Source organism: Nocardioides sp. YIM 152315, assembly GCF_029210375.1.
Taxonomy (GTDB): Bacteria; Actinomycetota; Actinomycetes; order Propionibacteriales; family Nocardioidaceae; genus Nocardioides.
Genome location: NZ_JARGER010000034.1, coordinates 74,572 through 94,714 on the forward strand (window position 1 = coordinate 74,572; position 20,143 = coordinate 94,714).

The 20,143-nt window shown below is 72.6% G+C and carries 18 protein-coding genes; 14 read left to right on the forward strand and 4 right to left on the reverse strand.

The window, feature by feature from the left end; all coding sequences use genetic code 11:
* Positions 1 to 7: 7 nt before the first annotated feature.
* The 9 genes from PZ894_RS11225 (at position 8) to PZ894_RS11265 (ending at position 7,891) form a co-directional block, all read left to right on the forward strand.
* Positions 8 to 1,240, forward strand: a complete 1,233-nt coding sequence (locus tag PZ894_RS11225; protein ID WP_275744784.1) for a cytochrome P450 — start codon at positions 8 to 10, stop codon at positions 1,238 to 1,240.
* A 169-nt stretch (positions 1,241 to 1,409) separates the two neighbouring features.
* On the forward strand, positions 1,410 to 2,186 hold the full coding sequence (locus PZ894_RS11230; RefSeq protein WP_275744785.1) for an SDR family oxidoreductase: 777 nt from the start codon (positions 1,410 to 1,412) through the stop codon (positions 2,184 to 2,186).
* Positions 2,183 to 3,574: a cytochrome P450 gene (locus PZ894_RS11235; RefSeq protein WP_275744786.1), complete on the forward strand. Its 1,392-nt coding sequence runs from the start codon at positions 2,183 to 2,185 to the stop codon at positions 3,572 to 3,574. The genes PZ894_RS11230 and PZ894_RS11235 overlap by 4 nt, the downstream gene beginning before the upstream one ends.
* On the forward strand, positions 3,571 to 3,774 hold the full coding sequence (locus tag PZ894_RS11240) for a ferredoxin (RefSeq protein WP_275744788.1): 204 nt from the start codon (positions 3,571 to 3,573) through the stop codon (positions 3,772 to 3,774). The genes PZ894_RS11235 and PZ894_RS11240 overlap by 4 nt, the downstream gene beginning before the upstream one ends.
* Position 3,775: 1 nt before the next feature.
* A complete protein-coding gene (locus PZ894_RS11245; RefSeq protein WP_275744790.1) occupies positions 3,776 to 4,396 on the forward strand; it encodes a nuclear transport factor 2 family protein in 621 nt (206 codons plus the stop codon).
* Positions 4,393 to 5,844, forward strand: a complete 1,452-nt coding sequence (locus PZ894_RS11250; RefSeq protein ID WP_275744792.1) for an aldehyde dehydrogenase — start codon at positions 4,393 to 4,395, stop codon at positions 5,842 to 5,844. Before PZ894_RS11245 ends, PZ894_RS11250 begins: the two co-directional genes overlap by 4 nt.
* A gap of 115 nt (positions 5,845 to 5,959) precedes the next feature.
* Positions 5,960 to 6,691, forward strand: a complete 732-nt coding sequence (locus PZ894_RS11255; RefSeq protein ID WP_275744793.1) for an SDR family oxidoreductase — start codon at positions 5,960 to 5,962, stop codon at positions 6,689 to 6,691.
* Entirely contained in the window at positions 6,688 to 7,518 is an 831-nt protein-coding gene (locus tag PZ894_RS11260; protein WP_275744795.1) for an NAD(P)-dependent oxidoreductase, read from the forward strand. The genes PZ894_RS11255 and PZ894_RS11260 overlap by 4 nt, the downstream gene beginning before the upstream one ends.
* Positions 7,511 to 7,891: a carboxymuconolactone decarboxylase family protein gene (locus tag PZ894_RS11265; protein WP_275744797.1), complete on the forward strand. Its 381-nt coding sequence runs from the start codon at positions 7,511 to 7,513 to the stop codon at positions 7,889 to 7,891. Before PZ894_RS11260 ends, PZ894_RS11265 begins: the two co-directional genes overlap by 8 nt.
* On the opposite strand, the gene PZ894_RS11270 is transcribed toward PZ894_RS11265, so the two are convergent.
* Together PZ894_RS11270 and gabT are read right to left on the reverse strand one after the other, a co-directional pair.
* The gene (locus PZ894_RS11270; RefSeq protein ID WP_275744799.1) at positions 7,810 to 9,297 is read right to left on the reverse strand and encodes an NAD-dependent succinate-semialdehyde dehydrogenase; all 1,488 of its coding nucleotides are present in this window, start codon (positions 9,295 to 9,297) and stop codon (positions 7,810 to 7,812) included. The genes PZ894_RS11265 and PZ894_RS11270 overlap by 82 nt on opposite strands.
* Complete coding sequence (gene gabT, locus PZ894_RS11275; RefSeq protein WP_275744801.1) at positions 9,294 to 10,649, reverse strand: 4-aminobutyrate--2-oxoglutarate transaminase; 1,356 nt, start codon at positions 10,647 to 10,649, stop codon at positions 9,294 to 9,296. The genes PZ894_RS11270 and gabT overlap by 4 nt, the downstream gene beginning before the upstream one ends.
* Before the next feature lie 70 nt (positions 10,650 to 10,719).
* On the opposite strand from gabT, the gene PZ894_RS11280 reads away from it, so the two are divergent.
* From PZ894_RS11280 to PZ894_RS11290, 3 genes are read left to right on the forward strand one after another with little or no spacing between them, the layout of a single operon-like run.
* The gene (locus PZ894_RS11280) at positions 10,720 to 11,607 is read left to right on the forward strand and encodes a LysR family transcriptional regulator (RefSeq protein WP_275744802.1); all 888 of its coding nucleotides are present in this window, start codon (positions 10,720 to 10,722) and stop codon (positions 11,605 to 11,607) included.
* Between the two features lie 23 nt (positions 11,608 to 11,630).
* Positions 11,631 to 12,191, forward strand: a complete 561-nt coding sequence (locus tag PZ894_RS11285) for a histidine phosphatase family protein (protein ID WP_275744803.1) — start codon at positions 11,631 to 11,633, stop codon at positions 12,189 to 12,191.
* 48 nt (positions 12,192 to 12,239) lie between these two features.
* A complete protein-coding gene (locus PZ894_RS11290; protein WP_275744804.1) occupies positions 12,240 to 13,259 on the forward strand; it encodes an LLM class flavin-dependent oxidoreductase in 1,020 nt (339 codons plus the stop codon).
* Positions 13,260 to 13,291: 32 nt separating this feature from the next.
* Here the strand turns inward: PZ894_RS11290 and ppdK are convergent, their stop codons facing one another.
* The gene (gene ppdK / locus PZ894_RS11295; RefSeq protein ID WP_275744805.1) at positions 13,292 to 15,964 is read right to left on the reverse strand and encodes a pyruvate, phosphate dikinase; all 2,673 of its coding nucleotides are present in this window, start codon (positions 15,962 to 15,964) and stop codon (positions 13,292 to 13,294) included.
* Positions 15,965 to 16,274: 310 nt separating this feature from the next.
* On the opposite strand from ppdK, the gene PZ894_RS11300 reads away from it, so the two are divergent.
* On the forward strand, positions 16,275 to 16,406 hold the full coding sequence (locus PZ894_RS11300) for a hypothetical protein (RefSeq protein WP_275744806.1): 132 nt from the start codon (positions 16,275 to 16,277) through the stop codon (positions 16,404 to 16,406).
* 28 nt (positions 16,407 to 16,434) lie between these two features.
* On the opposite strand, the gene PZ894_RS11305 is transcribed toward PZ894_RS11300, so the two are convergent.
* Positions 16,435 to 17,796, reverse strand: a complete 1,362-nt coding sequence (locus PZ894_RS11305) for a helix-turn-helix domain-containing protein (protein ID WP_275744807.1) — start codon at positions 17,794 to 17,796, stop codon at positions 16,435 to 16,437.
* Positions 17,797 to 17,906: 110 nt separating this feature from the next.
* On the opposite strand from PZ894_RS11305, the gene PZ894_RS11310 reads away from it, so the two are divergent.
* Positions 17,907 to 20,048: a transketolase C-terminal domain-containing protein gene (locus tag PZ894_RS11310; RefSeq protein ID WP_275744808.1), complete on the forward strand. Its 2,142-nt coding sequence runs from the start codon at positions 17,907 to 17,909 to the stop codon at positions 20,046 to 20,048.
* The last annotated feature ends 95 nt before the right edge of the window (positions 20,049 to 20,143 follow it).

Below are 20,143 nucleotides of genomic sequence, written 5' to 3' on the forward strand. Positions count from 1 at the left end.
ACCCCGAATGAGCGCGAACTCGACGGGGATCGTCTTCGACCCCTACGACTACGCGTTCCAGGAGGACCCCTACCCGACGTACCGCCGTTGTCGCGACGAGGACCCCCTGCATCACAACGAGGAGCTCGACATCTGGTTCCTGACGCGGCACGCCGACATCCAGCACGCCGTGCGCACCGAGGGCGTCTACTCCAACGCGATGGGCGTCTCGATCGACAAGAGCGCGTGGGGGCCGGACGCCCACCGGGTGATGTCGTTCCTCGGCATGGACCCGCCGCGGCAACAGCGGCTGCGGTCGCTGGTCTCGAAGGGCTTCACGCCGCGCCGGGTCGCCGCGCTGGCGCCGCAGATCGCGCGCCTCACCGATCACTACCTCGGCCGGTGCCTGGAGCAGGCCAGGGACGGGCAGGGCTTCGACTGGATCCACGACTTCGCCGGCAAGCTCCCGATGGACGTCATCTCCGAGATGATGGGCGTGCCCGAGACCGACCGGGCGGAGGTACGCCGCCTCGCCGACCTCGTCGTGCACCGCGAGCCCGGCGTACGCGACGTGCCGCCGGAGGGCATGGAGGCGTCGCTGACGCTGGTCGGCTACTACGCCGAGATGGTCGAGCTGCGGAAGCGTCGCCCCACCGAGGACCTGACCAGCGCACTGCTCGTCGCGGAGCTCGACGGCGACAGGCTGACCGACGAGGAGATCATCGCCTTCCTCTTCCTCATGGTCGTCGCCGGCAACGAGACGACCACCAAGCTGCTCGGCCACGCGCTCTTCCACCTCACCCGGCACCCGGAGCAGAGCGAGTTGGTCTTCGCCGACCCGACCGACTCCGAAGGGCTCGTGGTGCCGTGGATCGAGGAGACGCTGCGCTACGACACCTCCAGCCAGATGCTCGCCCGACACCTGCTCGCGGACGTCGAGCTGCACGGTCGCCGCGCGCCGAAGGGATCGAAGGCCGTGCTCGTGCTCGGCTCGGCCAACCGCGACGACCGTGTGTTCGGCGACCCGGACCGCTACGACATCCTCCGCGACAAGGACGAGCTGGCCCGGCTGCTCAGCTTCGGCGGCGGCCGGCACTTCTGCCTGGGCGCCAACCTGGCCCGGCTCGAGGCGCGGATCGCGCTGGCGGAGCTGGTGAAGCGGGTCAGGCACGTCGACGTCGCCCACGACGACTGTGTGCGGGTGCACTCGGTCAACGTCCGCGGCTTCGCGTCGGTGCCGGTGCGGATGGAGGCCCGATGAGCGCGCTCCTCCGACCGGGCGGTGGGTTCGGCTCGGTCTCGGCCCCGGAAGGCGTGCCGAAGCCACCGCCGGCGTGGGTGGCCGCCGCCGGGCGGTGGGTTGGGCTCGGTCGGGTCGCCACGAACCGAGCCGAAGTCACCGCTGACCCGCTGGCGTGGGGGAGGGCCCGATGAGCAAGTACGCGCAGCCGACCCGTCGTCCCGCGGTCGTCACGGGCGCCTCGTCGGGCATCGGCGCGGCGACCGCGCTCACCCTGGCCGCAGCCGGCTTCCCGGTCGCGCTCGGCGCCCGTCGTACGGACCGGTGCGAGGACGTCGCCGGACGGGTCCGCGAGGCGGGCGGCGAGGCGGTCGTGCACGCGCTCGACCTGACCGACCCCTCCTCGGTCGAGACGTTCGCCGAGAAGGTGACGGCCGAGCTCGGCGACGTCGAGGTCGTGGTGTCCAACGCCGGTGCGGTCGGCCCCGGCACGATCCACGAGGTCGACACCGAGCGGTTCGCCCGCGAGCTCGACCTCAACATCGTGGGCGCGCACCGGCTGGTGCGGGCGTTCGTGCCCGCGATGGTGGAGCGGCGTCGCGGTGACCTGGTCTTCGTCTCCTCGGACGTGGCCGTGCGGCCGCGACCGTTCATGTCGTCGTACGCCGCCGGCAAGTGCGGCCTCGAGGGCCTGGCGCACGCGATGCAGATGGAGCTCGAGGGCACCGGCGTGCGCGCGTCGATCGTGCGTCCGGGCCCGACGTGGAGCGAGATGGGCACGGACTGGGACGTCGACGAGGCGGCGTTCGTCCTCGACCAGTGGGTGCGCTTCGGGCTCGCGCGGCACCCGCACTTCCTCAAGCCGACCGCGATCGCCGACGCGATCGCCACCGTCGTCAGCGCCCCGCGGGGCGTGCACCTCAGCCTCATCGAGGTGAACCCCGAGGCTCCTCTGGAGGATCGATGATTCGCGAAGTGTCCTTCGCCGTCCCCGACGACGGGCACGGCCACCTCGCCGAGATGCGGGTCGACCCGATCGGCCTCTTCCAGCGCGTGTACGACGAGTGCGGCGACATCGGCCGCTTCCGGCTGGCCGACAAGGACGTCGTCCTGGTCTCGGGCGCCGAGGCCAACGAGCAGTTCTTCCGGGCACCCGACTCGACGCTCGACCAGGCCGCGGCGTACCCCTTCATGACGCCGATCTTCGGCAAGGGCGTGGTCTTCGACGCCTCGCCCGAGGAGCGCCAGCAGATGCTGAAGAACCAGGCGCTGCGCGGCGACATGATGCGCGGGCACGCCTCGACCATCGAGGCCGAGATCCGCCGGATGGTCGCGGACTGGGGTGACGAGGGCGAGATCGACCTGCTCGACTTCTTCGCCGAGCTCACGATCTACACGACGTCCGCGTGCCTGATCGGCAGGCCGTTCCGCGAGGAGCTCGACGCGTCGTTCGCCCAGCACTACCACGAGCTCGAGCGCGGCACCGACGCGCTCGCGTACGTCGACCCCTACCTGGACATCGAGTCGTTCCGACGCCGCGACGCCGCCCGCGAGCGGCTGGTCGAGCTGGTGCAGGGGATCATCGACCGCCGCAAGGCGCGGGGCGCGATCGCGCGCGAGGAGCGCGACCTGCTCGACGTGCTCATCTCGATCGACATGAGCGCCGACTACATCACCGGCATCTTCATCTCGATGATGTTCGCCGGCCACCACACGTCGTCGGGCACGGCGTCGTGGGCGCTGATCGAGCTGATGCGCCACCCCGAGACGATGGCGGCGGTCGTCCAGGAGCTCGACGCGCTGTACGCCGACCCTGATGGCACTGGCAGGGGGGAGGTCTCGTTCCAGGCGCTGCGGTCGATCCCGCAGCTGGAGGCGGCGCTCAAGGAGACGCTGCGGCTGCACCCGCCGCTGGTCATCCTGATGCGGGTGGTGGCCGAGGAGATCGAGCTCGCCGGGCACACGATCCCCGTCGGCACGGTGGTCGCCGCGTCGCCGCGGGTCTCCAACCGGATCGGCTCGGACTTCCCGCGACCCGACGCCTTCGACCCCGGCCGCTACCTCGACCCGCGCCAGGAGGACCTGCAGAACCGCTGGACGTGGATCCCCTTCGGCGCCGGCAAGCACCGCTGCGTCGGCAACGCCTTCGCGATGATGCAGATGAAGGCGATCTTCTCGGTGATCCTGCGCGACTACGAGTTCGAGATGGCGCAGCCGCCCGAGGAGTACCGAGACGACGTCTCCAAGATGGTGATCCAGCTCCAGCAGCCCTGCCGCGTGAGGTACCGCCGCCGAACCGGGTCGTCCGCCTCACGCGCACCCCTGGCTGGTCGAGAGGCGGACGACCCGTCATGAGCTACCGGGTCGTTGCCGACCTGGGGCTCTGCCAGGGACACCAGATGTGCCAGGGGGAGGCGCCCGGCGTCTTCGGCTTCGACGCCGACACCGACCAGGTCACGGTGCTCGAGGAGCACCCCGACGAGTCCCGGAGGCCCGACGTGCTGTCGGCCGTGACGTACTGCCCGGCCATGGCGCTCGCCATCGAGGAGGAATGACGTGTCCCTGACGAGAGCAGAGATCGAGGAGTTCTGGGAGTCCTGGCTCGACGTCAACCGCCGCGCCGAGTCGTCGGGCGACTGGCGGGTGATGGCCGAGTGGTACGCCGAGGACGCGACGTACGGCTGGATGCTGACGCCGGACGAGCACTTCATGGCGGTCGGCCGGGACCAGATCCGGGACTGGGCCATCGGGATCGAGATGGACGGCTTCGACGGCTGGCACTACGACTACCAGGCCACCGTCATCGACGAGAAGAACGCCATGGTCGTGGGCTTCTGGAAGCAGCGCTCCGGCATCACCGACGACGCCACGGGCCGCGAGTTCGAGATCCCCGGGCTCGGCGGCAGCTGGTTCGGTGTCGCACGACAGCCCGACGGGGAGCTGCGGTTCGCGTGGCAGCGCGACTGGTTCGACTTCGGCGCGATGGCGCACACGATGGGCGCGATCCTGAAGTCGGGCAAGGCGCCGGACACCCTCCACGAGCGGCTCAAGGTCTTCGGTCTCGGCGTGCCGGGCCACTACCGGCCCGAGGACCTCCCGTCGACGGTGTGGCCACCGCCCGTCGAGGCGGGTGCCCACATCACCCAGCGGGGCCTCACGCAGGAGAGCTCGCGATGACCCTGCCGCCCCCGGCGCAACAGCTCATCGACGGCAAGCTCGTCGGCGCTGCCGCGACGTACCCGATCCTCGACCCGGCCACGGGCGAGGAGATCGGCGTCGCTCCCGACGGCACCGCAGCGGACGTCGAGGGGGCGATCGCTGCCGCCCGCCGGGCTTTCGACGAGACCGACTGGTCGACCAACACCGCGCTGCGGGTGCGCTGCCTGCGCCAGCTGCACCAGGCTCTGCTGGACGACGCCCCGCCGTTCAAGGCGCTCACGACGCTCGAGGTCGGGATGCCGGGCTTCATGATGGGCGCGGCCGGCTTCGACGTGCCGGTCGAGGGCCTGGCGTGGGTCACCGACCTGCTGGAGTCCTACGAGTTCGAGACCGACCTCGGGGTCGCGTCGCCGATGGGCATCGCGAGCCGCCGGACCGTACGCCGGGAGCCCGTCGGCGTCGTCGCGGCCATCACGCCGTGGAACGTGCCGACGCAGATCAACCTGGCCAAGATCGGCCCGGCTCTGGCGGCCGGCTGCACGGTCGTGCTCAAGCCCGCACCGGACACGCCTTGGCTGGCCTGCGAGCTCGGGCGGCTGGTCGCCGAGCACACCGACATCCCGGCCGGGGTCTTCAACGTGGTGACGCCGCGCGGCAACGAGGTCGCGGCGCTGCTCACGACCGACCCTCGCGTCGACATGGTGTCCTTCACCGGCTCGACCGCGACGGGCCGGGCGATCATGGCCGCGGCCGCTCCGACGCTGAAGAAGGTCTTCCTCGAGCTCGGCGGCAAGTCGGCCGCGATCGTCCTCGACGACGCCGACATCGCCTCTGCTGCAGGGGCCACGGCGTTCGCCGCCTGCATCCACGCGGGCCAGGGCTGCGCGATCACCACGCGGCTCGTCGTCCCGCGCGAGAGGTACGACGAGGCCGTGCAGGCGGCCGCGGCGACGATGGAGTCGATCGGCGCCAAGGACCCCGCCGACCCCGGCGCGATCTGCGGGCCGGTGATCTCGGCCGTCCAGCGGGACCGCGTCGAGACCTACCTGCGACTGGCCGAGGAGGAGGGCGGCACGTTCGCCACCGGAGGCCGCGTCATCGACCGGGACGGCTACTGGGTCGAGCCGACAGTCATCGCCGGCCTCGACAACTCCAGCCGGCTGGCGCAGGAGGAGATCTTCGGCCCGGTACTCGTCGTGATCGCGCACGACGGCGACGACGACGCGGTGCGGATCGCCAACGACTCGGCGTACGGGCTCTCGGGGTCGGTCGAGTCCGGCGACCTCGCGCGTGCGAAGGCCGTGGCGGCGCGGATCCGCACCGGCACGATCGCCGTCAACGGCGGGGTGTGGTTCAGCCCCGACGCGCCGTTCGGCGGCTACAAGCAGTCCGGCACCGGCCGGGAGATGGGGGTCGCGGGGTTCGAGGAGTACCTCGAGACGAAGACGATCGCCGAGCCGGCATGAGCGGTGGTTTCAAGACAGGCGCTAGGGCGCCTTCCTCAACCACCGGAGCACGGTGGTTGAGGAGGTTGCGCAGCAACCGTCTCGAAGCCACCGCCGACCAAGGAGAGAGTTGAGCATGCGGTTCGAGCACAAGGTCGTCGTCGTCACCGGGGCGGCGCAGGGCATCGGTGAGGCCTACGCGCGGGCGCTCGCCGCCGAGGGCGCGTCGGTCGTGGTGGCCGACCTCAACGTCGAGGCCGGGCAGAAGGTCGCGGCCGACATCGGAGGTCTCTTCGTGCGCACCGACGTGTCCTCGCACGAGGACGCGGCGGCGCTGGTCGAGGCCGCGGTCGCGGCGTACGGCGGGATCGACGGGCTGGTCAACAACGCCGCGATCTACGGCGACATGGCCTTCGACCTGCTGATCAGCGTGGACTGGGACTACTACCGCAGGTTCATGTCGGTGAACATGGACGGCGCGCTGGTGATGACCCGCGCGGTCTACCCCGAGATGCAGAAGCGCGGCGGCGGCTCGATCGTCAACCAGTCGAGCACCGCGGCGTACCTCTACTCCGGCTTCTACGGGCTCGCCAAGGTCGGGGTGAACGGTCTGACCCAGCAGCTCGCCCACGAGCTCGGCGGCATGCGGATCCGCGTCAACGCGATCGCGCCGGGCCCGACCGACACCGCCGCGACACGCACGCAGGCCGGTGACGCCGCCCAGGAGCTGGTCAAGGGACTCGCGCTCAAGCGGATGGGGCAGCCCGAGGACCTCGTCGGCGCCTGCCTCTTCCTGCTCTCCGACGAGTCGTCGTGGGTGACCGGGCAGATCATCGCGGTCGACGGCGGACAGACGTTCCGCCCATGACGTCCCCGAAGTCGCACGCGGTGACGAGGGTCGGGTTCGTCGGTCTCGGCAACATCGGCAAGCCGATGGCGCTGCGACTCGCGGCCGCCGACGGCATCGAGCTCACGGTGTACGACGTGCTGCCCGCGCCGGTCGTCGAGCTGGTCGCCGCGGGTGCGAGCGCCGCCGAGAGCGTCGCGGCGATCGAGGCCGACGTCGTCTGCGTCATGGTGCGCGACGACGACCAGGTCCGGTCGGTGGTCGCCGAGATCGGTCCGGGAGCGGTCATCGTCGTCCACTCGACGGTCTCGCCGGGCACACCTGCCGAGCTCGAGCAGCAGGGACTGGACGTGCTGGACGCGCCGGTCAGTGGTGGCGCGATGGGCGCCGCCGACGGCACGCTCGCGATCATGGTCGGCGGGTCGGACGCGGCGTTCGCTGCCGCCAGGCCCGCGCTCGACGCGATGGGGTCGCTCGTCACGCACGCCGGCCCGGTCGGTGCGGGCACCAGGTTCAAGCTGGCCCGCAACCTGATGCACTTCGTCGCGTTCACGGCCGCGACCGAGGCGCAGCGACTCGCCGAGGCTGCCGGACTCGACCTCGTCGAGCTCGGCAGGGTGGTCCGGCACACCGATGCGATCACCGGCGGGCCGGGCGCGATCATGCACCGGTCGACGACCGCGACGATCGCACCGGACGACTTCTGGTACTCCGTGTTCGACCACGTGCGGGCGCTGGGGGAGAAGGACCTGACGTTCGCGATCTCCCTCGCGGACCAGCACGGTGTCGACGTACCGCTCGCGCGGCTGGCGCTCGAGCGCCTCGGAAAGGGGCTTGGCCTTGGGTAAGTTCGACGACCTCCCCGAGCAGCGACGCAGGGGCCTGGAGCGCATGGAGCAGGTCTACGGCTTCGAGATGACCGACGGCACCGGCGACTTCTTCGCCTACACCGCCGACCACCTCTTCGCGGACATCTGGAACCGGCCCGGCCTCTCCGACCGCGACCGCCGCCTGCTGCTGATCGGGCTGCTCACGGGCGCCCGTCAGCACGACGTGCTGACGATCCAGATCCCCGCGGCGTACGCCGCCGGCGAGCTCGACGAGCAGGAGCTGCGCGAGATCGTGATCCTGCTGTGCCACTACGCCGGCTGGCCGAGCGGCTCCCGGGTCAACCAGATCGTCGAGGAGACGATCGCGAAGGCCGCCCGGCAGCAGCACTGATCGGCTCGTCCGCCCGACGGATACTCCGGCCAGTCCACGCTGAGGTACTGCGTCTCCTGGAACTCCCGGAGCCCGTCCCGCGCGCCTTCGCGCCCCAGGCCGCTCTGCTTCATCCCGCCGAAGGGGGCGGAGGGGTCGGAGACCAGGCCGCGGTTGATGCCGACCATGCCGGCCTCGATCCGCTCGCCGAGACGGATCGCCCGGGCGAGGTCGCCGGCGAAGACGTACGCCGCGAGGCCGTGCTCGGTGTCGTTGACCAGGCGGAGCAGCTCGTCCTCGTCGTCCCAGACGACCAGCGGGGCGACGGGACCGAAGATCTCCTCGCGCAGGATCGTCGCGTCGGGAGCCACGTCGGCCAGCACGGTCGGCGGGTAGAAGTGACCCGGCGCGTCCGGCAGCGCGGCGCGGTGGGAGACCCGGGCGCCCTCGGCGACCGCCCGCTCGACGGTACGACGCACGCGCTCGACCGCGGCGGCGCTGATCAGCGGACCGATCTGGGCGCCGTCGAGGGCCGCGCCGACCGTGAGCTTCTCGACCTCCGCCCCGAGCCGGGCGAGGAAGTCGAAGGCGATGTCGGCGTGCACGTAGATCCGGTTGGCAGCGGTGCAGGCCTGCCCGCCGTTGCGGAACTTCGCGAGCATCGTGCCCGCGACGGCGGCCTCGAGGTCCGCGTCCTCGGCGACGACGACCGGCGCGTTGCCGCCCAGCTCCATCGACGCGTTGAGCACGCGGTCCGCCGCCTGGTGCAGCAGGGCGCGGCCGACGCCGGTCGAGCCGGTGAAGGAGACCTTGCGCACCCGGTCGTCCGCGAGCCACGCGCCGACGACGTCGGCGGCGTCGGTGGTCGTGACGACCTCGACGACCCCGTCGGGCACGCCGGCCTCGCCGAGGAGGCGCGCGACCGCGAGGGCGGTCAGCGGGGTCTCGGCCGCGGGCTTGAGCACGACGGTGCAGCCCGCGGCCAGCGCGGGCCCGATCTTCCGGGTCGCCATCGCGGCCGGGAAGTTCCACGGCGTCACGAGCGCGGCCACGCCGACCGGCCGGTGCGAGACCAGCGTGCGCGCGCCGCCGGCGGGCGCGTCGCCGTACTCGCCACCGGGCCGGACGGCCTCCTCGGAGAACCAGCGGAAGAACTCGGCGGCGTAGACGACCTCGCCGGCGGCGTCGGTCAGCGACTTGCCGTTCTCGCGCGCGATCAGTGCCGCGAGCGCGTCCCTGTCGCGCAGCATCAGCCCGTGGGCCCGACGCAGCACGTCGGAGCGGTGCCGCGGCGAGGTGCGCGACCAGGCCGGGTACGCCGCGGCGGCGCGGTCGACCGCGGCGACGGCGTCCTCGACGCCCAGGTCGGCCACCTGCTCGATCACCTCGAGCGTCGCGGGATCCTCGACGGGGAAGGTGCGGCTCACCGGGCGCCGCCCGCGCTGGCCGCGAAGGCCGCCTCGAGCACGTCGAGCCCGTCGCGCAGCAGCTCGTCGGAGATGCTCAGCGGCGGCAGGAGGCGCAGCACGTTGCCGTGGGTGCCGCAGGTCAGCACGATCACGCCCCGCTCGTGGGCGGCGCCGGCGATCGCCCTGGCCAGCGCGGGGTCCGGTCGGTCGGTGCCCGCCTCGACGAGCTCGACCGCGAGCATGGCGCCCCGGCCGCGCACCTCGCCGACCCGCGGGTCCCGGGTCTGCAGCGCCCGCAGTCCTTCGAGCATCAGCGTCTCGATCTCCCGGGCGCGCGTCACCAGGTGCTCGGCCTCGATGGTCTCGATCGCGGCGAGGGCGGCGGCGCAGGCGAGGGGGTTGCCGCCGTACGTGCCGCCGAGGCCGCCGGCGTGGGCGGCGTCCATGATCGCGGCGCGGCCGGTGACCGCCGAGAGCGGCAGCCCGCCGGCGATGCCCTTGGCGGTGACGATCAGGTCGGGGACGACCCCCTCGTGGTCGCACGCGAAGAGGTCGCCGGTGCGCGCGAACCCGGTCTGCACCTCGTCGGCCACGAACACGACCCCGTGGTAGCGGCACCAGGCGGCGAGTCGCGGCAGGAAGCCCGGCGCCGGCTCGATGAAGCCACCCTCGCCCTGGATCGGCTCGATGACGACCGCCGCCAGGTTGTCGGCACCGACCTGCTTCTCGATGACGTCGATCGCGCGCAGGGCCGCGGTCTCGCCGTCGAGCCCGCCGTCGCGGAACGGGTAGGAGAGCGGGGCGCGGTAGACCTCGCCGGCGAAGGGGCCGAACCCGTGCTTGTACGGCACGTTCTTCGCGGTCATCGCCATCGTGAGGTTGGTGCGGCCGTGGTAGGCGTGGTCGAAGACCACGACCGCCTGCCGGCCGGTGTGGGCCCGGGCGATCTTGACGGCGTTCTCGACGGCCTCGGCACCGGAGTTGAAGAGCACCGTCCGCTTCTCGTGGTCGCCGGGCGTGAGGCGGTTGAGCGCCTCGGCGACCGCGACGTAGCCCTCGTAGGGCGTCACCATGAAGCAGGTGTGCGTGAACGCCGCGACCTGCTCCTGCACGGCCTCCACCACCCGCGGTGCGCTGTTGCCGACCGTGGTGACCGCGATGCCGGAGCCGAGGTCGACGAGGTGGTTGCCGTCGACGTCGACGACGATCCCGCCCGCCGCGCGCGTGGCGAAGACCGGCATCGTGGTCGCGACGCCCGACGCGACCGCTCGCGCCTTGCGGGCCATCAGCGCGCGGGAGCGCGGGCCGGGGATCGGGGTCGTCAGGAGGCGCCTCTGGGTCACGTTCGGCCCGGCGGTCGTCGTACTCATGGCGCCAGTGTCCGGACCGGTCACTATGCTGTCCAATACCTGTCCTGCTCCGAATCCATGCCTGGGAGGCATGATGCAGCTGCGGCACGTGCGTTACTTCGTGGCGACCGCCGACGCCGGCAGCGTGAGCAGTGCGGCGGCCCGGGTGCACGTCACCCAGCCGGCGCTGTCGCGGCAGCTGCGCCAGCTCGAGCAGGACCTCGGGGTCACGCTCTTCGACCGGAGCGCCGGTCGGCTGGCGCTCAACCGGACCGGCCGGGCGCTGCTCCCGGGCGCACGCCGGCTGCTCGACGCCGCCGACGCCCTGCAGACGTCGGCCGCGTTCCACGGCAGCGGCCGGCTCGAGCGGCTGACGATCGCCGCGCCGACCGTGACGCTGACCGACGTCGTGTCGCCGTTCGTCGCCACGATGTCCGCCGACGACCCCGTCGTCGACGTCCGTGGCGCGGACGCGCTCGACCCCGCCGAGATGCTGCGATCCGGCGCGGACCTCGCGATCGGCACGCAGCGCCCGCCGGCGCCGTACGCCGCCCGCGAGCTCGCCGTCCTCCCGGTCTGGGCCTACGTGCCGTCGACCGACCCGTGGGCGGCGCGCGGGCGGGTGCCGCTGGCCGAGCTGCTGGAGCGTCCGCTCCTCGGCCTGCCCGCCACGTTCACCGCGCGGGAGGCGCTGGACGCCGCCGCGCTCGCGCACGGGTCGTCGTACGCCGCACTGGTCGAGGCGGCCAACGGCACCATCGCCCAGGCGCTGGCCGCCTCGGGGCGCGGTGTCGCCGTGGTGTCGGACGACCCGCGCTTCGGCCTGGTGCCCCTCGCCGTCGACCTCGGGGGCGAGCTCCTCACGGTCCGGCTCGTCGCGGCCTGGGACCCGCGGGCGGTGGCCGCCGAGACCATCGGCACCGTTGCGCGCCGGCTGGGGGAGTGGGTCACGACGCGGTACGGCGCGCCGACGACGTAGGACGACTGCGCTTCAATGGCCGGGTGAACGAGCTCTGGGTGGTCCGCCACGGCACGACCGAGTGGAGCGCTGCGGGTCGGCACACGTCGACGACCGACCTGCCGCTGCTCCCTGAGGGCGAGGAGGTCGCGAGGGCGTTGCGGCCGCGGCTCGCCGAGGGCGAGTTCGTCCGGGTGCTGACCAGCCCGCGGCTGCGCGCACGTCGTACGGCGGAGCTGGCGGGGTTCCCCGACGCGGAGGTCGACGACGACCTGGTCGAGTGGGCCTACGGCGACTACGAGGGCACGACGACCGAGGAGATCCGCGAGCACGACCCGGGCTGGACGATCTGGACCCACCCGACGCCCGGCGGGGAGGCGCCCGGGCAGGTCGAGGAGCGGCTCGACCGGGTCGTGGCCCGGGCCCGGGACGCGGAAGGCCGGACCCTCGTCTTCGGCCATGGTCACGCCCTGCGCGCCCTGGCGGCACGCTGGCTCGGTCAACCGGTGGGCAACGGCCGGTTCTTCCGGCTCGACACGGCGACGCTGTCGGTCCTCGGCCACGAGCGCGAGCACCCGGTGCTCCGGACGTGGAACGCGCCGTGAGCGGGCCCGGCCGGGAAGATTGATCGTTCAACCTCTGTTGGAGACGGCATGAAGAACATCGGGTTCCTGTCCTTCGGCCACTGGACGCCGTCCCCGCAGTCGCGGACGCGGTCGGCGTCCGACGCGCTGCTCCAGTCCATCGACCTGGCCGTGGCAGCGGAGGAGCTCGGCGCCGACGGTGCGTACTTCCGCGTGCACCACTTCGCCCGCCAGCTCGCCTCGCCGTTCCCCCTGCTCGCCGCCATCGGCGCGCGCACCAGCACGATCGAGATCGGCACGGGTGTCATCGACATGCGCTACGAGAACCCGCTCTACATGGCCGAGGACGCCGGCTCCGCCGACCTGATCGCCGGCGGCCGGCTCCAGCTCGGCGTGAGCCGCGGGTCGCCGGAGCAGGTGGTCGACGGCTTCCGCTACTTCGGCTACGTGCCTGCGGAGGGGTCCGACCACGCCGACATGGCGCGCGACCACCTCCGCGTCTTCCTCGACGTCATCGAGGGCAAGGGGTTCGCGCAGCCCAACCCGCGGCCGATGTTCCCGAACCCGCCCGGCCTGCTGCCCATCGAGCCGCACTCACCCGGTCTGCGGGACCGGGTCTGGTGGGGCGCCGGCAGCCGAGCCACGGCCGAGTGGACGGCCGAGCAGGGCCTGAACCTGATGAGCTCGACGCTGCTGACCGAGGACACCGGCGTGCCGTTCCACCAGCTCCAGGCCGAGCAGATCCAGCGCTTCCGCGACGCGTGGAAGGCGGCCGGCCACGACCGCGAGCCCCGGGTGTCGGTCAGCCGCAGCATCTTCCCGATCGTCAGCGACGCGGACCGCGCCTACTTCGGCCACGAGTCGCGCAGCCAGGACCAGGTCGGCCACCTCGAGGGCGGCCTGGCGCGGTTCGGCAAGTCGTACGCCGGGGAGCCCGAGCAGGTGGTGCGCGACCTCGCCGAGGACGAGGCGATCGCCGCCGCCGACACCCTGCTCCTGACCGTGCCCAACCAGCTCGGGGTCGACTACAACGCCCACGTCGTCGAGAGCGTGCTCCGGCACCTCGCACCGGAGCTCGGCTGGCGCTGACGACGCTGACCCGCCCGAAACTTTCGGGCGGGTCAGCATGGGCGGAGCTCGATCGCCGAGCGACCCGCCTCCCAACGGGCGACCGGCACCCGGTAGGGCGAGCACGACACGTAGTCGAGGCCCACCTCGTCGAAGAAGTGGATCGAGCGCGGGTCGCCTCCGTGCTCTCCGCAGACGCCGAGGTGCAGGTCCGGACGGGTGCCGCGGCCCAGGCGGACACCGGTGCGGACCAGCTCGCCGACACCCTCCACGTCGATCGACTCGAACGGCGAGGTCGCGAAGATCCCCTGGTCGAGGTAGTCCTGGACGAACTCGGACTCGACGTCGTCGCGGGAGAAGCCCCACGTCATCTGCGTGAGGTCGTTGGTGCCGAACGAGAAGAAGTCGGCCGAACGTGCGATCCGGTCGGCGGTCACCGCGGCTCGGGGCAGCTCGATCATGGTGCCGATCGGGATCTCGAGACGGAGCCCGCGCGAGCGCTCGACGTCGGCCACGACCTGTTCGAGCTGGTCTCGTACGAGCCGCAGCTCCCGGTCCGAGGCCACGAGCGGCACCATGAGCTCGGGCCGCGGGTCGCCGCCGGCCGCGACGCGGTCGGCCGCGGCCTCCGCGACCGCGCGCGCCTGCATGGCGAAGAGACCCGGGATCACGATGCCGAGGCGGACCCCGCGCAACCCCAGCATCGGGTTCTGCTCGTGCAGCCGGCGCACCGCCGTGAGCAGTGTGTGGTCGTGCTCGTCCTCGACGTGGCGCTCGTCCTCCAGCGCGACGCGGACGGCGAGGTCGGTGAGATCGGGGAGGAACTCGTGCAGCGGCGGGTCGATGAGCCGGATGGTCACCGGCAGCCCGTCCATCGCGGCGAGGACCTCGACGAAGTCGGCGCGTTGCAGGGGAAGGAGCCTGTCGAGCGCCGCCGTCCGGCCCGCCTGGTCGGCGGCGACGATCAGCTCCTCGACGAGCTCGCGCCGCTCGCCGAGGAACATGTGCTCGGTGCGGCAGAGGCCGATGCCGGCGGCACCGAGCTGACGGGCCCGACGGGCGTCGTCGGGAGTGTCGGCGTTCGCGCGGACCGCGAGTCTGCGCACACTGTCGGCGTGCGCGAGCAGGCGCGCCGCCGCGGCGCCGACGGGGTCGTCGACGTCCTCGCCTGCCATCTGTCGTACGACGCTCGAGTCACCGACCGGCACCGCGCCGAGGAAGACCTCGCCGGTGCTGCCGTCGACGGAGACGGTCTCGCCCTCGGCGACGACGGGACCGCCGCGCACCCGGAAGGCGCGGGAGTCGAGGTCGATCTCGATGGCCTCGGCGCCGCAGACGCACGTGCGCCCCATGCCGCGGGCGACGACGGCGGCGTGGGAGGTCTTCCCGCCGCGGCTGGTGAGGATCCCGCGGGCGGCGACCATGCCGGGCAGGTCGTCCGGCGTCGTCTCCTTGCGCACCAGGATGACGTCGTCGCCGCGGGCGGCCCACGCGACCGCGGTCTCGGAGTCGAGCGCCACGCGGCCGACCGCGGCGCCGGGCGACGCGCTCAGCCCACGCGCGACGGCGGTGCGCTCGGCGTCGGGCGCGAACCGCGGGAAGAGCAGCGTCGCGAGCTGCTGCCCGGGCACCCGCGCGAGCGCCTCGTCGAGGTCGATGACGCCCTCGTCGACCAGGTCGGCCGCGATCCGTACGGCGGCCTCCGCGGTCCGCTTGCCGACGCGCACCTGCAGCAGCCAGAGGCTGCCGTCCTCGATCGTGAACTCGATGTCGCAGAGGTCGCGGAAGTGCCCCTCCAGCGTCGACATGACCTCCATCAGCTGGTCGTAGCTGGGTCGGTCGAGCTCGGCCAGGCCGTCGAGCGCCAAGGTGTTGCGGATGCCCGCGACGACGTCCTCGCCCTGCGCGTTGGGCAGGTAGTCGCCGTACCCGCCTGGCGACCCGGTCGCCGGGTCCCGCGTGAAGCAGACGCCCGAGCCCGATCGCTCACCCCGGTTGCCGAACACCATCGTCTGCACGGTGACCGCCGTGCCGAGGTCGTCCGGGATGTGCTCCTGGCGCCGGTAGAGCGCGGCCCGCGGCGTGTTCCAGGAGGTGAAGACCGCCCGGATCGCCAGCCGGAGCTGCTCGCGCGGGTCCTGCGGGAAGTCGGCGCCGGTCTGCTCCCGGATGATCCCCTGGAACTCCTGCACCAGCGCGCGCAGGTCGTCGGCGTCGAGCTGGGTGTCGGCTCGCACCCCCCGCCGCTGCATGCCGCGCTCGAGGGCCACCGAGAAGAGGTCCGCGTCGATGCCGAGGACCGTCGTGCCGAACATCTGCAGCAGCCGGCGGTAGGAGTCGACGGCGAAGCGATCGTCGCCGCTCACCCGGGCCAGTCCGGTCACCGAGGCGTCGTTGAGGCCGACGTCGAGCACCGTCTCCATCATGCCGGGCATGGAGAACTTCGCTCCCGACCGCACCGACACCAGCAACGGGTCGTCGGGGTCGCCGAGTCGCCTCCCACGGCCCTGCTCGAGCACGCGCAGGTGCTCGTCGACCTCGGCGTCGAGCCCGTCGGGCTCACGCTCGGTGGCCAGGAAGGCGCGGCAGGCCTCCGTCGTGATCGTGAAGCCGGGCGGCACCGGGAGGCCGAGGTTGGTCATCTCGGCCAGGTTCGCCCCCTTGCCGCCGAGCAGGTCCTTCAGGTCCCGGTTGCCTTCGCTGAACTCGCGGACGTAGGCGCTCATGTCCCGAGGGTGCACCCGGATCGGGCGCCAGGGCGAGGGGCAAACGGCCCGGGCTCGCCGGCGAGCGGTCCGGACCAGCGGTCTAGACAGCGCTCGGCCCCGTCGGCTCAGGGGGGTGGCCGACGGGGCCGTCGCAGTGTTGCTGCCACGCACGCCCGAGATACAGGCCGGCTCGGGGATGGGGGGCTCCGAGTCCGGCGGGCGTCTCGATGCGCGGCGTATGGCCATTCTGCCACATCACTTGCCAAGATATGACAAGTATCTGTCACATTCATTCCGAATGTGACTCACGAAGAGGGAGAACAAGATCATGGCTCGTACGCGCAGGATGCTGGTCGGAGTCGTCGCGGTGCTGTCGCTGGTGGGGTTCGGAGGCGCCGTGCAGGCCGCCGCGTCGGACTCCGGGCAGTCGGCCTCCGCGCACCGCTGGTGCTGCCTGTGACAGACCAGTCCTGAGAGCGTGACCGCAGTCAGCTGGCTGTCTGCGGCTCAAGACGGCGTGTAGTCGGAGCCACCAACCCGGTGGCCGCGGCCGCGCGCCGGTAGGCGTCGAGTGCCGCCGTGGCATCACCGACGCCCTCGAGGAGACCCGCCAGCTCGAACCACAGCTGGGCCGCCGAGCGGTCGGCGCCCAGTCCGGTGAGCAGGAGCACGGCCTCCTGGAAGTGGTCGCGCGCGACCATCTGCTCGCCGTCGTTGACGGCGATCTGGCCCAGCAGGGCGTAGGCGTCGGCGGCCACGATCGGTGTGCTGGTGCGCGCCGCCTCGGCAGTTGCTGCCGCCTGAGCTCGTGCCGCCGCGACGTCACCCAGCAGGAACCGGGCACGCGCCTGGGCCAGGTGGTTGTCGGCCAGGTCGCCGGGCCCAGCGCCGGCGACCTCCATCTCGAGAGCGGCGCTGGTGAGGAGCTCGAGGGCCTCGGCCGGCTCCGGGGGGTCCACGAGCAGCTGCTGGATGCCCAGCTCGGTCCGCAGTCGGGGAATGTTGCGGGCGTCGTCGGTGGCCTCCAGCACGGCCAGGGCCCGCCGGGTCATCGGCAGCGCGAGCTGGGTGTTGCCGCGCATCGCCTCGATGATGGACAGGTTCCAGTACGCCGATGCCTTCGCCACCGGGGAGCTGGCCTCCTCGGCGCGCTCGATCACCCGTCGGCACATCCGGGAGGCGTAGTCGACGTCGCCCTGCTCGACGTACGCCGCGGCCAGCGAGAGGGTCAGGCGCACCGCCTCGTCGAGCCCGGTGAGCCCGTGGTCCTCGATGAAGCGCGTGGCCTGGGTGCCGACCTCGATCGCCCGGCCGAGCTCGCCGGACTCCCGGTAGCAGTGGCACAGCGCGGTCAGGCCGGCCAGCCAGGAGAGGTCGTGTGGTGTCGTCTCGGCCAGATCCTCGAGCGCGATGATCGCGCCGGACAGGTCGCCGGAGAGCTGAAGCACCCTGGCCCGCAGGTAGGACGCCTCGCGCTCGAGGTCGGGGATGCTCTGGATCGCGGGATCCGCGAGGATCCGGTCGACGATCTCGAGGGCCTGGTCGCCCGAGCCCGTCGCCAACGCGAGCTGGGCGTGGTCGAGCTCGACCCGCAGCTCGGTGACCCGGTCGGGTGACACGCCGACGAGCAGCTCGTCGACGCTGACGCCGAGCGCCTCGGCGATCGTCTCGAGCAGCTGGGGGTCGGGGCGGCGCTGGCCGCTCTCGATCCGGGACACGTAGCCGACGGAGACGGTGTCGCCGGCGACCTCTGCCTGGGTCAGTCCCGCACGCAGGCGCGCGGAGCGCACCCGGTCGCCCAGGGCGGTCAGGTCGATGGTCCGGCTGAGCTCGAGAAGATCGTCGCGCATCCACCCATTGTGACCGAAGATGACAGATCTGTGTCAGAACGTGTCGTACCCGTCAGGTCGACCTCCCGGTGGAAGAGTGGTGCGTGGCGGGACCGGGGACGGAGGCGGGGATGCGGGAGGCGATCGACGAGCACTTCGTCGCGCAGGTGCGGGCGCTGCGGCGGGGCGTCGCCGACGAGGTCGATCCCGCGCGGGTGCTCGCGCTCTTCGACGCCCAGCTCCAGAGCCGGCACCTCGACCTCGCCGCCCGGTGGCTGCAGGCCCAGGGGGAGGGCTTCTACACGATCGGGTCGTCCGGCCACGAGGCCAACGCCGCCCTCGGCCTGCTGACCCGCGTCGACGACCCCGCGCTGCTGCACTACCGGTCCGGCGGGTTCTACGCCGCCCGCGCCTCCCGCAACGCGGCCGAGCACCCGGACGGCGCGACCGACCCCGTCCGCGACGTCCTCCTCGGGCTCACCGCCGCCTCGTCGGACCCGATCTCCGGCGGTCGGCACAAGGTCTTCGGGCACCCCGCCCTCCACGTCGTCCCGCAGACCTCCACGATCGCCTCCCATCTGCCGCGGGCGGTCGGGCTCGCCTTCACGCTCGGCAACCTCGCCGACCTCGCGCCCGAACGCCGCTGGCCGGAGGACGCGATCGTCGTGACGTCGCTCGGGGACGCCTCCGTCAACCACTCGACGGCCCAGGGCGCGCTCAACGCCGCGGCGTACCTCGTCCATCGTGGCCTCGACCTCCCGCTCCTCCTCGCGGTCGAGGACAACGGCCTCGGCATCAGCACGCGCACCCCGGCGGGCTGGGTGGAGGCGACGCTGCGGCGCCTGCCGGGGGTCGACTACGTCGAGGTCGCGTCGCCACGCCCCGACCGGCTGCTCGCCGACGTCGAAGCCGCGGTCGAGCGGGTGCGGCAGCGGCGCCGTCCCGCGTTGCTGCACCTGCAGACCGTGCGCTATCTCGGACACGCCGGCTCCGACGTCGAGCTCGGCTACCGCACCAGCGCCGAGATCGCCCGCGACCACGCCCGCGACCCGGTGCTGGCGACCGCGGCGTACCTCGTCGAGACCGGGGCGTGCTCTCCGGCGGAGGTGCTCGAGCGCTACGAGCGCACCCGGGCCGCGGTCATGGCGGAGGCGAAGTCGGTCATCGGCGAGCGGCGGCTCTCCTCGCGCGGCGCGGTCGTGCGTCCGCTGCACCGACCCGACACCCGACCGGCGCCACCCCGGCGTGCGTCGTCCGGTCCGCCCGAAGGGCCGCTGACCCTCGCCCAGGCGATCAACGCCGCCCTCGTGGAGCTGCTCGAGGAGCGCCCGCACGCGCTCGTGCTGGGTGAGGACGTCGGCGTGAAGGGCGGCGTCTACGGCGTGACCCGGGGCCTGCGGAAGCGGTTCGGCGGCCGCCGGGTGATGGACACGCTGCTCGACGAGCAGACGATCCTCGGCACCGCGCTCGGTGCGTCGTTGGCGGGCCTGCTGCCGGTGCCCGAGATCCAGTACCTCGCCTACCTCCACAACGCCGAGGACCAGCTGCGCGGCGAGGCGGCGTCGCTGGCGTTCTTCTCCGACGGCCACTACCGCAACCCGATGGTCGTGCGGATCCCCGGGCTCGCCTATCAGAAGGGCTTCGGCGGGCACTTCCACAACGACAACTCCCTCGCGGTGCTCCGTGACGTCCCCGGCCTGGTGGTGTGCGTGCCCGCCCACCCGGCCGACGCGCCGCCGCTGCTGCGGGAGTGCGCCGAGCTCGCGGAGCTCGACGGGCGGGTCTGCGTGGTGGTCGAGCCGATCGCGCTCTACCACTCGCGCGACCTGCACGAGCCGGGCGACGGGCTCTGGACCGCGCCGTACGCCGCCGGCGGCACGCCCCGCGGGCCGCGTGCCCACGGAGACGGTGAGGACCTGCTCGTGGTGACCTTCGGCAACGGCGTCCCGATGTCGCTGCGCGCCGCGCGGACCCTCGAGCACGACGGGATCCGCGCCACCGTGCTCGACCTGCGCTGGATCGCGCCGCTGCCCGTCGACGAGCTCGCGGCGTACGCCGCCGGCTTCGACCGGGTACTCGTCGTCGACGAGACCCGGCGATCGGGCGGGGTCGGCGAGGGCGTGGTGACCGCACTGGTCGAGCGGGGCCACCGCGGCCGGATCGGTCGGGTCGCGAGCGCTGACTCCTACGTGCCCCTCGGCCCGGCTGCCCGCCTGGTGCTCGTGACCGAGGACGAGGTCATCGAAGCGGCGCGAGGACTCTGCGAGGCCTGACACCCGGCGCCCGGTGGTTGAGGAGGGACGAAGTCCTGTCTGTAAGGAAGGTTCCGGTGACTTTGCCCTCGGCCTCGGGTTCAGCTGGCGGGTCG

Coding starts and splice junctions, on each gene's coding strand:
- PZ894_RS11225 (WP_275744784.1), top strand. CDS start 8: ATGAGCGCGAACTCGACGGGGATCGTCTTCGACCCCTACGACTACGCG.
- PZ894_RS11240 (WP_275744788.1), top strand. CDS start 3,571: ATGAGCTACCGGGTCGTTGCCGACCTGGGGCTCTGCCAGGGACACCAG.
- PZ894_RS11250 (WP_275744792.1), top strand. CDS start 4,393: ATGACCCTGCCGCCCCCGGCGCAACAGCTCATCGACGGCAAGCTCGTC.
- PZ894_RS11290 (WP_275744804.1), top strand. CDS start 12,240: ATGAAGAACATCGGGTTCCTGTCCTTCGGCCACTGGACGCCGTCCCCG.
- PZ894_RS11235 (WP_275744786.1), top strand. CDS start 2,183: ATGATTCGCGAAGTGTCCTTCGCCGTCCCCGACGACGGGCACGGCCAC.
- PZ894_RS11230 (WP_275744785.1), top strand. CDS start 1,410: ATGAGCAAGTACGCGCAGCCGACCCGTCGTCCCGCGGTCGTCACGGGC.
- PZ894_RS11280 (WP_275744802.1), top strand. CDS start 10,720: ATGATGCAGCTGCGGCACGTGCGTTACTTCGTGGCGACCGCCGACGCC.
- PZ894_RS11260 (WP_275744795.1), top strand. CDS start 6,688: ATGACGTCCCCGAAGTCGCACGCGGTGACGAGGGTCGGGTTCGTCGGT.
- PZ894_RS11305 (WP_275744807.1), bottom strand. CDS start 17,796: ATGCGCGACGATCTTCTCGAGCTCAGCCGGACCATCGACCTGACCGCC.
- PZ894_RS11255 (WP_275744793.1), top strand. CDS start 5,960: ATGCGGTTCGAGCACAAGGTCGTCGTCGTCACCGGGGCGGCGCAGGGC.
- ppdK (WP_275744805.1), bottom strand. CDS start 15,964: ATGAGCGCCTACGTCCGCGAGTTCAGCGAAGGCAACCGGGACCTGAAG.
- PZ894_RS11310 (WP_275744808.1), top strand. CDS start 17,907: ATGCGGGAGGCGATCGACGAGCACTTCGTCGCGCAGGTGCGGGCGCTG.
- gabT (WP_275744801.1), bottom strand. CDS start 10,649: ATGAGTACGACGACCGCCGGGCCGAACGTGACCCAGAGGCGCCTCCTG.
- PZ894_RS11300 (WP_275744806.1), top strand. CDS start 16,275: ATGGCTCGTACGCGCAGGATGCTGGTCGGAGTCGTCGCGGTGCTGTCG.